This is a genomic window from Actinomadura sp. WAC 06369, from assembly GCF_003947565.1.
Classification (GTDB): Bacteria; Actinomycetota; Actinomycetes; order Streptosporangiales; family Streptosporangiaceae; genus Spirillospora; species Spirillospora rifamycini.
Genome location: NZ_QHJN01000008.1, coordinates 1 through 16,543, shown reverse-complemented (window position 1 = coordinate 16,543; position 16,543 = coordinate 1). Strand labels below are relative to the sequence as shown.

Below are 16,543 nucleotides of genomic sequence, written 5' to 3'. Positions count from 1 at the left end.
TGATTGGGGCGGTTCGTTGAGTGCGTCGTATGAGCAGGTCGTGGAGGCGCTGCGGAAGTCGGTGGAGGAGGTCGGCACGCTGAAGCGGCGGAACCGCCGGCTCCTCGGCGCGTTCCGCGAGCCGATCGCGATCGTCGGCATGGCGTGCCGGCTGCCCGGCGGGGTGGCCGGACCGGACGACCTGTGGCGGCTGGTGTCCGAGGGCCGGGACGCGGTGTCCGGCTTCCCGGACGACCGGGGCTGGGACCTGGACGGCCTGTTCGACCCCGATCCCGACCGGTCGGGCACCACGTACGTCGGCCAGGGCGGGTTCCTGCACGAGGCCGGGCTGTTCGACGCCGGGTTCTTCGGCATCTCGCCGCGCGAGGCGCTCGCGATGGATCCGCAGCAGCGGCTCCTGCTGGAGACCTCGTGGGAGGCCCTGGAGGGCGGCGGCATCGACCCGGCCTCGCTGAAGGGCGGCGACGTCGGCGTGTTCACCGGCGTCGCCGGGCAGGGCTACGGCGCCGGTGTCGAGGGGCCGGAGATGCACAGCTTCGCCGGCACCGGTCTGGCGTCGAGCGTGGCGTCGGGCCGGGTGTCGTACGTGTTCGGGTTCGAGGGCCCGGCCGTCACGATCGACACCGCGTGCTCGTCCTCCCTCGTCGCGATGCACCTGGCGGCGCAGGCGCTGCGGTCGGGCGAGTGCTCGATGGCGCTGGCGGGCGGCGCGATGGTGATGTCGAGCCCCAACTCGTTCATCGTGTTCTCCCGGCAGCGGGGCCTGGCCGAGGACGGCCGCTGCAAGGCGTTCGCGGACGGCGCGGACGGCATGGGCCTGGCCGAGGGCGTCGGCGTGCTCGTCCTGGAGCGCCTGTCGGTGGCGCGGGAGCGCGGGCACAAGGTGCTGGCGGTGCTGCGGGGCAGCGCCGTGAACCAGGACGGCGCGTCGAACGGGCTGACGGCGCCGAACGGTCCGTCGCAGCAGCGGGTGATCCGCGCAGCGCTGGCCAACGCCGGCCTGTCCCCGTCCGACGTGGACGTCGTCGAGGGCCACGGCACCGGGACGGCCCTCGGCGACCCGATCGAGGCGCAGGCGCTCCTGGCCACCTACGGCAAGGAGCGCGATCCCGAGGAGCCGCTGTGGCTCGGGTCGGTGAAGTCGAACATCGGGCACGCGCAGGCCGCCGCCGGTGTCGCGAGCGTCATCAAAGTGGTGCAGGCGATGCGCCACGGCGTCATGCCGCCGACCCTGCACGTCGAAGAGCCCACGTCCCAGGTGGACTGGTCGACCGGCGCCGTCGAGCTGCTGACAGAGGCCCGGGAGTGGGCGCCGGACGGACGTCCGCGCCGCGCCGGGGTCTCGTCCTTCGGCGTCAGCGGGACGAACGCGCACCTGATCCTGGAAGAGGCACCCGAGGAACCGGCGGCCGAAGAGGCACCGCCGTCCGACGGCCCGGTGCCGCTGGTGGTCTCGGCCCGGAGCACCGCGTCCCTGGCCGGGCAGGCCGAACGCTTGGCGGCGTTCCTCAACCGGACCGAGGCGTCCCTCCCCGCGGTCGCCGGGGCGCTGGCAGCGGGCCGTTCGGTGCTGCACGAGCGCGCGGTCGTGGTCGCGGACTCCCGCGAGGAGGCGCTGCACGCACTGGACGCGTTGGCGCGCGGGGAGAACGCGTCCGGTCTCGTGGCGTCCCCCGGGGCAGCCGGCGCACCGGGGAAGGTCGTGTGGGTCTTCCCCGGCCAGGGCACGCAGTGGGTCGGCATGGGCCGCGAGCTGCTTGACGGCTCGCCGGTGTTCGCCGAGCGGGTCGCCGAGTGCGCCGCCGCGCTGGAGCGGTGGGTGGACTGGTCGCTCACAGACGTCCTGCGCGGCGACACCGAGCCAGGCTTCCTGGACCGGGTCGATGTCCTCCAGCCTGCGAGCTTCGCGGTCATGGTCGGCCTGGCGGCGGTGTGGGAGTCGGTCGGAGTAAAGCCCGACGCCGTGGTCGGGCACTCGCAAGGCGAGATCGCCGCCGCGTGCGTCGCGGGCGCCCTGTCCTTGGAGGACGCCGCCAAGGTCGTGGCGCTGCGAAGCCAAGCCATCGCCGCCGAACTCTCGGGACGCGGCGGCATGGCCTCGGTCGCGCTCTCGGAAGCGGACGCGACCGCCCGCCTGGAACCGTGGGCGGACCGCGTCGAGATCGCCGCGGTCAACAGCCCCTCCTCCGTGGTGATCGCCGGGGACGCCGACGCGCTCGACGAAGCGGTCGAGGCACTGGACGCCGACGGCGTCCGCGTGCGGCGCATCGCCGTCGACTACGCGTCTCACACCCGCCACGTCGAGGACATCGAGGACACCCTCGCCAAGGCCCTGGCGGGGATCGAGGCCCAGGCGCCGGCGATCCCGTTCCGGTCCACCGTCACGGACGGCTGGGTGCGGGACGCCGGGGCCGTCGACGGCGGCTACTGGTACCGGAACCTGCGCTCCCGGGTGCGGTTCGGGCCCGCGGTCGCCGACCTGTTCGGCCGGGGCCACACGGTATTCGTGGAGGTGAGCGCCCACCCGGTGCTGGTGCAGCCGATCGCCGAGCTCGCCGACGACCGGGCCGCCGACGCCGTCGTGACCGGGTCGCTGCGCCGCGACGACGGCGGGACGCGGCGGCTGCTGACGTCGATGGCCGAGCTGTTCGTCTGCGGTGTCGCCGTCGACTGGAGCGCGGTCGCGCTCGCCGCGGACGGACGTCCGGACCTGCCGACGTACGCGTTCGACCGCCGGCACTACTGGCTCCATTCGGCCGAACGGGCCGACGCGGCGTCGCTGGGGCAGGCGGCGGCCGGCCATCCGCTGCTCGGCGCCGTCCTCCGGCTGCCGGAGTCCGACGGGCTGGTGTTCACCTCGCGGCTGTCGCTGCGGACGCACCCCTGGCTGGCCGACCACGCGATCGGCGGCACGGTCCTCTTCCCCGGCACCGGCCTGGTCGAGCTGGCGCTGCGGGCCGGGGACGAGGCCGGGTGCCCGGTGCTGGACGAGCTGGTGACCGAGGCGCCCGTGGTGCTGCCCGAGCGCGGCGGCGTCCGGGTGCAGGTCGTGGTGGGCGGCCCGGACGGCGGCGGGGCGCGGACGGTGGAGGTGTTCGCGCAGCGCGAGGACGGCCCGGACGTGTGGACGCGGCACGCCACGGGCGTCCTGTCGGCCGAGCCGGGCACCGGCGCCGCGTTCGATTTCGCCGCGTGGCCGCCGCCGGGCGCGCAGGAGGTCGAGGTCGGGGACTTCTACGCCGACCTGGCCGGCCGCGGCTTCGCGTACGGGCCGGTCTTCCAGGGCGTCCGGACGGTGTGGCGGCGCGGCGAGGAGGTCTTCGCCGAGGTCGCGCTCCCCGACGGGCACCGCGAGGCGGCCGCCGGGTTCGGCCTCCACCCGGCCCTGCTGGACGCGGCGCTCCAGACCGGGACGGTCGCCGCCGCGGCCGCCGGGGAGGGGGCCGGGCGGTCGGTGATGCCGTTCTCCTGGAACGGCGTGCGGCTGCACGCCGTCGGCGCGCCGGCGCTGCGGGTGCGGGTCGCGTCGGACGGCTCGGACACGATGTCCGTGGAGGCCGCCGACCAGACCGGCGCGCCGGTCCTGGCGATGGACTCGCTGGTCCTGCGCGAGGTGTCCCCCGAGCAGGCGGCGCTGGCGGACACGGCGGCGATCCACGACGCCCTGTTCCAGGTGGACTGGACCGACCTGCCCGCTCCTCCGCAGGACCCCGCGCCCGCGCCCGCGTGGGCGGCGGTGGCGACCGCGGACGACGTGGCGGCCCTGGGCACCGGCGCGGACGCGCCCCCGGTGGCGGTCCTGGAGGCGTTCGGCGGGGACGGCCCGCGCGCGGAGCTGGACCTGGCGTGCCGCGTGCTGGACGTCGTCCAGGCGTGGCTCGCGGACGCCGCGGACGCCGCGGACGCCGGGGAGGCGCGGCTCGTGGTCGTCACCCGCGGCGCCGTCCCCGCCGGGGACGGCGCGGTGACCGACCCGGCGGCGTCGGCGGTGTGGGGCCTCGTCCGCGCCGCGCAGTCCGAGAACCCGGAGCGGATCGTCCTGCTCGACCTCGACCCGGCGTCCGCCGACGGGCCCGGCTCCGCCGTGGGCGCGGCGCTGGCGTCCGGTGAGCCGCAGGTCGCGGTGCGCGGCGGGACGCTCGCCGTGCCGCGCCTCGCGCGCGTCACCGACCGGGCCGCCGGCACCGCGCCGGTGTTCGGCCCGGACGGGACGGTTCTGGTCTCGGGCGGCGGGACGCTGGGTGCTCTCGCGGCCCGCCACCTGGTCGCCCGGCACGGCGTCCGGCACCTGCTGCTGGCCAGCCGCCGGGGCCCGGACGCCGACGGCGTCGACGCCCTGGTCGCCGAACTCGCCGACCAGGGCGCGGAGGTGTCGGTGGTCGCCTGCGACCTCGCGGACCGCGACCAGGTCGCGGCGCTGCTGGCGGCCATTCCCGGCGACCGGCGCCTGACCGGGGTCGTGCACACGGCGGGCGTGTTCAACGCGGGCGTGATCGGCACGCTGACGCACGACGGGCTGGCCGCCGCCTTCGCGCCGAAGGTCGACGCGGTGCGGCACCTCGACGAGCTGACCCGCGGCACGGACCTGCGCGCGTTCGTCGTCTACTCGTCGGCGTCGTCGGTGTTCATGGGCGCGGGCAGCGGCGGCTACGCGGCCGCGAACGCCTACCTGGACGGGCTGATGGCGAGCCGTCGAGCCGCGGGACTGCCGGGGCTGTCGATCGCCTGGGGCCCGTGGCGGCAGGCCACCGGCATGGGGGACACCATCGACGACCTCACCCTGACGCGGATGTCGCGGCGGGAGGGGCGCGGCGGTGTCGGTGCCCTCGGCTCCGCCGACGGCATGGCGCTGTTCGACGCCGCCGCGGGCTCCGGGCACGCGCTGCTGGTGCCGGTCGCGCTGGACCTGCGCGCCGCGCGGGCCGACGCGGCGGCCGGCGGCGGGGTGCCGCCGCTGCTGCGCGGGCTGGTCCACACAAACCGGCAGGCGGCGCGGGCGGCCGCCGGGGACGGCGGCGGCCTGGTCCGCCGGCTGGCCGGGCGGTCCGCGGCCGAGCAGGAGGCGCTGCTGCTCGACGTGGTGCGCGCGCAGGTCGCGGTGGTGCTGGGCCACTCCGGTCCCGGCGGGGTCCGGCCGGACACGGCGTTCAAGGACGCCGGGTTCGACTCGCTCACGTCCGTGGAGCTGCGCAACCGGATGCGGGAGGCCACCGGCCTGAAGCTGCCCGCCACGCTGGTGTTCGACCACCCCAGCCCGCAGGCCCTCGCCCGCCACCTGCGCGCGGAACTGGCCGTCGACGAGGGGACGCCCGCCGACCCGGTGCTGTCCGGGCTCGCCGGGCTGGAGGCGGCCATCGCCGCCGCGGCGGCCGACGGGGACGCGCGCGAACGGATCACCGTGCGGCTGAAGGAGCTACTGGCCGCCGCCGAGGCGGCCGGACGCGGCCCGGACGGCGTCGCCGACGACGATCTCGACACCGCCACCGACGAGGAGCTGTTCGCGCTCGTCGACCGGTCGGGGTGATCCGCACGGCCCCGCACCACCGCCGCATTCGCAACCGGACGTCTCTGGGGAGCTGAGTTCAGTGGCTGACGAGGTACAACTGCGCGACTACCTCAAGAGGTCCATCGCGGACGCCCGCGAGGCCCGCAGGCGGTTGCACGAGGTCGAGGAGCGCGCGCGGGAACCGCTCGCGGTCGTCGCGATGGCGTGCCGCTACCCGGGCGGCGTGTCCTCGCCCGAGGAGCTGTGGCGGCTGGTCGCGGACGGCGGCGACGCCGTCGGCGGCTTCCCGGACGACCGGGGCTGGGACCTGGACGGGATGTTCGACCCCGACCCGGACCGGCCGGGCACCTCCTCCACCGACCAGGGCGGCTTCCTGCGCGGCGCCGGGCTGTTCGACGCCGGGCTGTTCGGGATCTCGCCGCGCGAGGCGCTCGCGATGGACCCGCAGCAGCGGCTGCTGCTGGAGACGTCCTGGGAGGCGGTGGAACGGGCGGGCTTCGATCCGCTGTCGCTGAAGGGCGCGGACGTCGGGGTGTTCACCGGGCTGTCGAGCCAGGGCTACGGGGCGGGCGGCGGCGTCGTCACGGCCGAGTCGGAGGTGTTCGCCGGGACGGGCGCGGCGCCCTGCGTGGCGTCGGGCCGGGTGTCGTACGTGTTCGGGTTCGAGGGCCCGGCGGTCACGATCGACACCGCGTGCTCGTCCTCGCTGGTGGCGATCCACCTCGCCGCGCAGTCGCTGCGGTCGGACGAGTGCTCGATGGCGCTGGCGGGCGGCGCGATGGTGATGGCGACGCCCGGCTCGTTCCTGTCGTTCTCCCGGCAGCGCGCGCTGGCCGGGGACGGCCGCTGCAAGGCGTTCGCGGACGGCGCGGACGGCATGGGCCTGGCCGAGGGCGTCGGCGTCCTGCTGCTGGAGCGGCTGTCGGTGGCGCGGGAGCGCGGGCACCGGGTGCTGGCGGTGCTGCGCGGCGGCGCGGCGAACCAGGACGGTGCGTCGAACGGGCTGACGGCGCCGAACGGCCCGTCGCAGCAGCGGGTGATCCGCGCCGCCCTCGCCAACGCCGGCCTGTCCCCGTCCGACGTGGACGCGGTGGAAGCCCACGGCACCGGAACCGCGCTGGGCGACCCGATCGAGGCGCAGGCGCTCCTCGCCACCTACGGGCGGGACCGGGACCCGGAGCGCCCCCTGTGGCTGGGGTCGCTGAAGTCGAACATCGGGCACACGCAGGCCGCCGCGGGCGTCGGCGGGGTGATCAAGATGGTGCAGGCGCTGCGGCACGGCGTCCTGCCCCCCACCCTGCACGTGGAGAAGCCGACGACCGAGGTGGACTGGTCGGCGGGGGCCGTCGAGCTGCTGACCGGGTCCCGCGACTGGCCCCGCACCGGACGTCCCCGCCGTGCGGCCGTCTCGGCGTTCGGGATCAGCGGGACGAACGTGCACCTGATCCTGGAGGAGGCCCCCGAGGAGCCGGTGCCGGAGCCGGAGCCGGGCTCCGGCGGCGCGGAGTCCGCGGGCGTCGTCCCGCTGCCGGTGTCGGCGCGGAGCGCCGGTGCGCTGGCGGGGCAGGCCGAGCGGCTGGCGGAGTTCCTCGGCTCCGACGCGGCGCCGCTGCCGCACGTGGCGAGCGCCCTGGCGACCGGGCGGGCCGCCCTGGAGACCCGTGCCGTGGTGGTCGCGGGCGGCCGGGACGAGGCGCGGGCCGGGCTGGCGGCGCTGGCGCGCGGCGAGACGGCGCCCGGCGTCGTGACCGGCGGCGTCTCCGCGCACGGCCCCGGCAGGGTCGCGTGGGTGTTCCCGGGCCAGGGTTCGCAGTGGGTCGGCATGGGCCGCGAGCTGCTGGACGGCTCGCCGGTGTTCGCCGAGCGGGTCGCCGAGTGCGCCGCCGCGCTGGACCCGTGGATCGACTGGCCGCTGGTGGAGGTGCTTCGAGGCGAGGCCCCTCCCGCGATGATGGATCGGGTCGACGTCCTCCAGCCCGCGAGCTTCGCGGTCATGGTCGGCCTGGCGGCGGTGTGGGAGTCGGTCGGCGTCCAGCCGGACGCCGTGGTGGGGCACTCGCAAGGCGAGATCGCAGCCGCGTGCGTCGCGGGCGCCCTGTCTCTGGACGACGCCGCGCGAGTCGTGGCGCTGCGCAGCCAGGCCATCGCCGCCGAGCTGTCGGGACGCGGCGGCATGGCGTCGGTCGCGCTGAGCGAGGACGACGCGACCGTCCGCCTGGAGCCGTGGGCGGGCCGTGTCGAGGTGGCCGCGGTGAACGGTCCGTCCTCGGTGGTGGTGGCCGGTGACGCGGCCGCGCTGGACGACGTGCTGGAGGCGCTGGAAGGCGAGGACGTGCGCGTGCGCCGCATCGCCGTGGATTACGCGTCCCACAGCAGCCACGTCGAGGACATCCAAAACGTCCTGGCGGAGACGCTTGCGGACATCGACGCCCGAGCGCCGACGGTCCCGTTCTTTTCGACGGTGCTGGGTGAGTGGATTTCCGAGGCCGGGGTGGTCGATGGCGGCTACTGGTACCGGAACCTTCGCAACCGGGTGGGGTTCGCTCCGGCCGTGGCGGCGCTGGCCGACGAAGGCCACGGCGTGTTCGTCGAGATCAGCGCCCACCCCGTCCTGCTCCAGCCCATCAGCGAGATCGCCGACGGACGCGACACCGACACCGTCGTCGTCGGGTCGCTGCGGCGCGACGACGGCGGCCCGCGCCGCCTGCTGGAGTCGTTCGCCGAGGTGTTCGTCCGCGGCGTGCCCGTCGACTGGACGTCCGTCCTGCCGCCCGCGCCGGCGCCGGTCGACCTCCCGACCTACGCGTTCGACCAGCGGCACTACTGGCTCCGGTCGGCCGGGACGGCGTCGGACGCGGAGTCCCTCGGCCAGGCGGCGGCCGACCACCCGATGCTGGGCGCGGTGGTGCCGCTCCCGCAGGCGGACGGGCTGGTGTTCACGTCGCGCCTGTCGACGGCGGCGCACCCGTGGCTGGCCGACGGCGCCCCCGGCGGTCCGGCCGCCGTCCCGGACACCGGCCTGGTCGAGCTGGCCGTCCGCGCCGGCGACGAGGCCGGCTGCCCGGTGCTCGCCGAGCTGGAGACCGCCGCGCCGCTCGCGGTGCCGGAGCACGGCGGGGTGCAGGTGCAGGTCGTCCTGGGCGGCCCGGCGGAGAACGGGTCCCGGACGGTGGAGGTGTACTCCCGGCGGGACCGCGACGGCGACGCCTGGACGCGGCACGCCACCGGCGTCCTGTGCGCCGCGCCGCCGGAGCCGGAGCCCGCGCCCGGGTACGACTTCGCCGCGTGGCCGCCGCCGGACGCCGAGCGGATCGAGGCCGGCGGCTGGTACGACGACCTCGCCGACCTCGGGTACGCGTACGGGCCGGCGTTCCAGGGCGTGCGCGCGGTGTGGCGGCGCGGCGACGAGGTCTTCGCCGAGGCCGCCCTGCCGGACGACGTGCGGGAGAGCGCGGCGGAGTTCGGCGTGCACCCGGCGCTGCTGGACGCGGCCCTGCACCCGGCCCAGCTGGACGCCGCCGCCGACGGGCCGCGGCGGCCCGCGGACTGGCGCGGGTTCGTCCTGCACGCCGCGGGCGCCGCGGCGCTGCGGGTGCGGCTCGCCCCCGCCGGCCCCGGCGCCGTGTCGCTGGAGGCGGCGGACGACACCGGCGCCCCGGTCCTGTCGGTGGACGCGCTGGCGTTCCGCGCGGCGCCCGCCGAGGGCGCGGACGCCGCGCCGCCGGAGCACCGCGACGCGCTGTTCCGGGTGGACTGGGTCGAGGTGGCCGCGCCCCCGGACGAGCCGCCGCCGTGGACGGCGGTGACCGGCGCGGCCGACGTGGCGGCGCTGGCCGGCGTCCCGGCCGCGACGGTGTTCGAGGCCGCCGGGGACGGCGGCGCGGACACGCCGCTCGCGTCGGCCTCCCGGGCCCTGGGCGTGCTCCAGGCGTGGCTGGCGGCCGAGGGGCCGGAGGACGCCCGGCTCGTGGTGGTGACCCGCGGCGCGGTGCCCGCCGGGGACGGCGCGGTGGCCGACCCGGCCGCGGCGGCGGTGTGGGGGCTGGTCCGCTCCGCCCAGGCCGAGAACCCCGACCGCATCGTCCTGCTCGACCTCGATTCCGATCTCGACCTCGGTGCCGCGTCCGGGGGCGACGCCGGGCCCGTGCTCGGCGCGGCGCTGGCCGCGGGCGAACCGCAGCTCGCGGTGCGCGGGACGACGTTCGCCGTCCCGCGCCTCGCCCGCGCGGAGGAGCGGGCCCCGGACGGTCCCGCGGTGTTCGACCCGGACGGGACCGTGCTCGTCTCGGGCGCGGGCACGCTGGGCGGGCTGGTGGCGCGGCACCTGGTCGCCCGGCACGGGGTGCGGCGCGTGGTCCTGGCGAGCCGGCGGGGCCCGGACGCCGAGGGCGCGCGGGAGCTCGTCGCCGACCTCACCGAGCGGGGGGCGGAGGCGTCGGCGGTCGCGTGCGACCTGGCCGACCGGGAGCAGGCGGCGCGCCTGCTGGAGTCGCTGCCCGGCCGCCTGACCGGCGTCGTGCACACGGCGGGCGTCCTGGACGACGGCGTGATCGAGGCGCTGACCCCGGAGCGGCTGGCCGGGGTGTTCGCGCCGAAGGTCGACGCGGTGCGGCACCTCGACGAGCTGACCCGGGGCATGGACCTGGACGCGTTCGTCGTGTTCTCGTCCGGGTCCGGCGTCTTCGGGTCCCCGGGGCAGGGCAACTACGCGGCGGCGAACGCGTACCTCGACGCGGCGATGGCGGCCCGCCGGGCGGCGGGCCTGCCGGGCCTGTCGCTGGCGTGGGGGCTGTGGGAGCAGGCCACCGGGCTGACCGCGCACCTCGGCGGCGCCGACCAGGCGCGGATGAGCCGCGGCGGCGTGGTGGCGATCACGCCCGAGGAGGGGATGGCGCTGTTCGACGCCGCCCTCGGCTCCCCGCTCGCGCAGCTCGTCCCGGTCAAGCTGAACCTGCGGGAGGTGCGCGCCGGCGGGACGGTGCCGCACCTGCTGCGCGGCCTGGTCCGGGTTGGACGGCGGCGGGCGCGGGCGGCGGCGTCCGGCGACGGCGGGCTGGTCCGCCGGCTGGCCGGGCTCGCCGACGACGAGCGCGACGCCCTGCTGCTGGACCTGGTCCGCGAGCAGGTCGCGGCCGTGCTCGGGCACGCCGGGTCCGGCGCGGTCCGGGCCGGCACGGCGTTCAAGGACGCCGGGTTCGACTCGCTGACGTCGGTGGAGCTGCGCAACCGGCTGCGCGAGCAGACCGGCCTGAAGCTGCCCGCGACGCTGGTCTTCGACCATCCCACGCCGCTGGCGCTCGCCCGGCACCTGCGCGGCGAACTCGGCGTCGGCGACGACGCGCTGTCGCGGATGCGGGCCGCGCTCGACGACGTCGAAGCGCTGATCGGCGGGCTGCGCCTGGACGACGCCGCGAGGGCCGTCCTCGCGCCCCGCCTCCAGGCCCTGGCGGCCCGGTGCGGCGGGGACCCGGACCCCGGAGCGGACGGGACCGGCGCGGTCGCGGACCGGCTCGAGTCCGCGTCCGCCGACGAGGTCCTCGACTTCATCGACGAGGAGCTCGGTCTGGTCTGACACCGCTCCCGGACGGCACGCAACAGCAGATCTCGCGAGGACGGAAACCATGGCCACGGACGAGAAACTCCTCAAGTACCTGAAGCGCGTCACGGCCGAGCTGCACACGCTTCGGCAGCAGCAGGGGGCCCGCCATCCCGACGAGCCGCTGGCCATCGTGGGGATGTCGTGCCGGTTCCCGGGCGGCGTGTCCTCGCCGGAGGACCTCTGGCGGCTCGTCGCCGGCGGGGTCGACGCCCTGTCCGACTTCCCGGACGACCGGGGGTGGGAGCTGGAGGGCCTGTTCGACCCCGATCCGGACAACCCGGGGACGTCCTACACCAGCCAGGGCGGCTTCCTGCGCGGCGCCGGGCTGTTCGACGCCGGCTTCTTCGGCATCTCGCCGCGCGAGGCGCTGGTGATGGACCCGCAGCAGCGGCTGCTGCTGGAGACGTCGTGGGAGGCCCTGGAGGACGCCGGCGTCGACCCGGCGTCGCTGAAGGGCACCGACGTCGGCGTGTTCTCCGGGGTGTTCACCCAGGGCTACGGCGCCGGTGCGATCACCCCGGAGCTGGAGGGGTACGCGGGCACCGGGTCGGCGTCGAGCGTGGCGTCGGGCCGCGTCTCCTACGCGTTCGGGTTCGAGGGCCCGGCGGTCACGATCGACACCGCGTGCTCGTCCTCGCTGGTGGCGATCCACCTGGCGGCGCAGGCGCTGCGGTCCGGCGAGTGCTCGATGGCGCTGGCGGGCGGCGCGACGGTGATGCCGTCGCCCGGCACGTTCGTGGCGTTCTCCCGGCAGCGGGTCCTCGCCGCCGACGGCCGGTCGAAGGCGTTCTCCTCGACGGCCGACGGCACCGGCTGGGCCGAGGGCGTCGGCGTGGTCGTCCTCGAACGGCTGTCGGTCGCGCGGGAGCGCGGGCACCGGGTGCTGGCGGTGCTGCGCGGCGGCGCGGTGAACCAGGACGGCGCGTCGAACGGGCTGACCGCGCCGAACGGGCCGTCGCAGCAGCGGGTGATCCGCAAGGCGCTGGCGGGCGCCGGGCTGCTCCCCTCGGACGTGGACGCCGTGGAGGCGCACGGCACCGGGACGGCCCTCGGCGACCCGATCGAGGCGCAGGCGCTCCTCGCCGCCTACGGGCAGGGCCGCGACCCGGAACGTCCGCTGTGGCTCGGGTCGGTCAAGTCGAACATCGGGCACACGCAGGCCGCCGCGGGCGTCGCCGGCGTGATCAAGATGGTGCAGGCGCTGCGGCACCGCGTCCTGCCCCCCACGCTGCACGTCCGGGAACCGACCCCGCGGGTGGACTGGTCGGCGGGCGCGGTGGAGCTGCTGACCGAGCCCCGCGACTGGCCGGACGGCGGCGACCGCCCGCGCCGGGCCGGGGTGTCCGCGTTCGGTATCAGCGGGACGAACGCGCACCTGATCCTCGAAGAGGCGCCACCGGCGGAGACCGAGACGCAGACCGGGCCGCGGGCCGAAGCGGAGACCGGGGCGGCCGACGCGGAGCGGGCGTCCGAGGGGTACATGCCGCTGGTCGTGTCGGCGGCCGGCACCGCCGCCCTCGCGGCGCAGGCCGACCGGCTCGCCTCGTTCGTCGAGTCCGGCGCGGCCCCCTTGGGCCGCGTGGCCGCCGCCCTGGTCGAGCAGCGCGCGCTGCTGGGCGAACGCGCGGTCGTCGTCGCCGGTTCGGACGAGGAGGCGCTCGGCGGGCTGCGCGCGGTCGCGCGCGGCGAGTCCGCGCCCGGCGTCGTGACCGGCCGGGCGGACCCGCCGGGCGGGCTCGTGCTGGTCTTCCCCGGGCAGGGCTCGCAGCGGCTCGGGATGGGCCGGGAGCTGTACGACCGGTACCCGGTGTTCGCGGAGGCGTTCGACGCGGCCTGCGCGGAGCTGGACGCCCGGCTGAGCGGCCGCGTCGACCACCCGGTCCGGGACGTCGTGCTCGGCGGCGCGGCGGGCGGCGCGGTGCTGCTCGACCAGACGGTGTTCACGCAGGCGGGGCTGTTCGCGGTGGAGAGCGCGCTGTTCCGGCTGGTGCGGTCTTGGGGCGTGCGGCCGGACGCGGTGATCGGCCACTCGATCGGCGAGATCACCGCCGCGCACGCCGCGGGCGTCCTGTCGCTGCCGGACGCGGCGCGGATCGTCGCGGCCCGCGGCCGGCTGATGCAGGCGCTGCCGCCGGGCGGCGCGATGGTCGCGGTGGCCGCCGCCGAGGACGAGGTCGCCGGGCTGCTCGGCGACGGCGTGGAGCTCGCCGCGGTCAACGGGCCGTCCGCCGCGGTGCTGTCCGGCGACCGCGACGCGGTCCTCGCGGCGGCCGGGCGGGCGCGGGAGCGCGGCCGCAAGACCAAGCGGCTGGCGGTCTCGCACGCCTTCCACTCCGCCCTGATGGAGCCGATGCTGGACGACTTCGCCGCCGAGCTGGACGGCGTGGCGTGGCGGCCGCCGGAGATCCCGGTGATCTCCAACGTGACCGGGCGTCCGGCCGGGCCCGGCGAGCTGGCCGATCCGGCGTACTGGGCCGAGCACGTGCGGCGGCCGGTCCGGTTCGCCGACGGGATCGCGGCCGCCGTCGAGCACGGCGCCGCGGTGTTCGTGGAACTGGGGCCGGGCGCCGCGCTCAGCGCCCTGGTCGAGGAGACCGCCGCCGCCGCGGGCGCCGAGGCGGCGGCGTGCGTCCCGGCCCTGCGCGACGGCCGTCCCGAGGAGCAGACGCTGCTCGCCTCCGTCGGGCGGGCGTTCGCGGGCGGCGCACCGGTCGACTGGAGCGCCGTCCTGCCGCCCGCGACCGGCTGGGTGGACCTGCCGAAGTACGCCTTCGACCACCGGAACTACTGGCTGCGGCCGGCCGGGCGGGCCGCGGACGCGGCGTCGCTGGGGCAGGCGGCGGCCGACCACCCCCTGCTGGGCGCGCTGGTGCGGCTGTCGACCTCCGACGGGCTGCTGTTCACCTCCCGCCTGTCGCTGCGCACGCACCCCTGGCTCGCCGAGCACGCCATCGGCGGCACGGTCCTCGTCGCGGGCACCGGGCTGGTGGAGCTGGCCGTGCGGGCCGGGGACGAGGCCGGCTGCCCGGTGCTCGACGAACTGGTGATCGAGGCGCCGCTGGTCGTCCCGGAGCACGGCGGCGTGCGGCTCCAGGTCGCGGTGGGCGCCCCGGCCGGCGACGGGACCCGCACCGTCGAGGTGCACTCCCAGCCCGACGGCGCGGAGGAGGCGTGGACGCGGCACGCCGCCGGCGTCCTGTCCGCCGCGCCGCCCGCGCGGGAACCCGGCTGCGACTTCACCGCGTGGCCGCCGCCCGGCGCGCAGCCGGTCGAGATGGGCGACTTCTACGCGGACCTGGTCGAGCGCGGCTACGCGTACGGGCCGGTGTTCCAGGGCCTGCGGGCGGTGTGGCGGCGCGGCGACGAGGTCTTCGCCGAGGTCGCGCTGCCCGACGGCGAGCGCGGCGAGGCCGCCCGGTTCGGCCTCCACCCGGCGCTGCTGGACGCCGGCCTGCACGCGGGCATGCTCGGCGCCCGGGACGCGCCGGAGGAGTCCGGGCCGCCGGTGCTGCCGTTCGCCTGGAACGGGCTGGTGCTGCACGCGGCGGGCGCCGCGGCGCTGCGGGTGCGGCTGTTGTCCCGCGGGCCCACCGCCCTGTCGCTGGAGGCGGCGGACGAGGCGGGCGGCCCCGTGGTGTCGGTGGAGTCGCTGGTGTCCCGCCCGGTGTCCGCCGAGCAGCTCGACGCCGCCGCGGCGGCGACCCGCGACGCGCTGTTCCGCGTCGACTGGGCCGAATTGCCGCCGGTCCGGGAGGAGGCCCCGCCGACCTGGGCGCCGGTCGCCGACCCGGACGACGTGGCGGCCCTCACCGGCGACGGCGCGGCACCGCGGGCCGCGGTCGTCGAGGCGGCCGGCGGCGACGGCCCGGACGCCGCACTGGCGGCGGCGTCCCGCGTGCTGGGCGTCGTGCAGGCGTGGCTGGCCGCGCCCGTGCCGGACGAGTCGCGGCTGGTCGTCGCGACCCGGGGCGCGGTGCCCGCCGGCGAGGGCGCGGTGACCGACCCCGCCGCCGCGGCGGTGTGGGGGCTCGTGCGTTCCGCGCAGGCCGAGAACCCGGACCGCGTCGTCCTGCTGGACCTCGACCCGGCCGCCGACGGCGGCCCGGAGCGGGTCCTGGGCCCCGTGCTGGACTCCGGCGAACCGCAGGTCGCCGTCCGGGGCACCGCCCTCGCGGCGCCCCGGCTCGCCCGCGCCGCCGACCGGGCGGCGGGGGAGCCCGCCGCGTTCGACCCGGCGGGCACGGTCCTGGTCACCGGCGGCACCGGCTCGCTGGGCGCGCTGGTCGCCCGGCACCTGGTCGCCCGGCACGGGGTGCGGCGCCTGGTGCTGGCCGGCCGCCGCGGCCCGGACGCCGAAGGCGCCCGGGAGCTCGTCGCCGAACTCACCGAGCAGGGCGCCGAGGTCGCGGTGGCGGCCTGCGACGTGTCCGACCGGGAGCAGGCGGCGGCGCTGCTCGCCGCGGTGCCGGGCCGCCTGACCGGCGTGGTGCACACGGCGGGCGTCCTGGACGACGGCGTGATCGAGGCGCTGACGCCGGAGCGGCTCGCGGGGGTGTTCGCGCCGAAGGTCGACGCGGTGCGCCACCTCGACGAGCTGACGAGGGGCATGGACCTGGACGCGTTCGTCGTGTTCTCCTCGGCCTCCGGGGTGTTCGGGTCCGCCGGGCAGGGCAACTACGCGGCCGCGAACGCCTACCTCGACGCGGCGATGGCGGACCGCCGCGCGGCGGGCCTGCCCGCGCTGTCGCTGGCGTGGGGGCTGTGGCGGCAGACCAGCGGCATGACCGCGCACCTCGGCGGCGCCGACCAGGCGCGGATGAGCCGCGGCGGCGTCCAGGCGATCACGCCCGAGGAGGGCATGGCGCTGTTCGACGCCGCCCTCGGCTCCCCGCTCGCGCAGCTCGTCCCGGTCAAGCTGGACCTGCGCGGGACGCGCGCGGGCGCCGCGGCCGGAAGCACGGTGCCGCACCTGCTGCGCGGCCTGGTCCGGGCCGGACGGCAGCAGGCCAAGGCGGCGTCCGGTGCGTCCGGCGGCGACGGCGGCCTGGCCCGGCGGCTCGCCGGGCTCGCCGCCGCGGACCGGGAGGCGCTGCTGCTCGACCTGGTCCGCGGCGAGGTCGCGACCGTGCTCGGGCACGCCGGCCCGGACGGCGTCGACGCGGACGCCGCGTTCAAGGACGCCGGGTTCGACTCGCTGACGTCGGTGGAGCTGCGCAACCGGCTGCGCGAGCAAACCGGCCTGAAGCTGTCCGCCACGCTGGTGTTCGACTACCCGACCCCGCTGGCGCTCGCCCGGCACCTGCGCGCCGAACTGGACGAGTCGGTGGCCGCGGCACCGGCCCCGCCCGCCGCGCCCGCCGCCGCCGCGGACCCCGGCGAGCCGATCGCGATCGTCGGGATGGCGTGCCGGCTGCCCGGCGAGGTGACCGGCCCCGAGG

Annotated in this window: 3 protein-coding genes; all 3 read left to right on the top strand. The window is 77.5% G+C overall.

Annotated features, from left to right (window positions below):
* The first annotated feature begins 16 nt into the window (after positions 1-16).
* Positions 17-5,524 carry a type I polyketide synthase gene (locus tag DMH08_RS03550; protein ID WP_125611688.1) on the top strand — a complete coding sequence of 1,836 codons (5,508 nt, stop codon included), beginning with the start codon at positions 17-19 and terminating at the stop codon, positions 5,522-5,524.
* Between the two features lie 61 nt (positions 5,525-5,585).
* Entirely contained in the window at positions 5,586-11,078 is a 5,493-nt protein-coding gene (locus tag DMH08_RS03545; RefSeq protein ID WP_125611686.1) for a type I polyketide synthase, read from the top strand.
* 49 nt (positions 11,079-11,127) lie between these two features.
* Positions 11,128-16,543, top strand: a 5,416-nt coding sequence (locus tag DMH08_RS03540) for a type I polyketide synthase (protein ID WP_125611684.1), incomplete at its 3' end; no start/stop codon positions are given.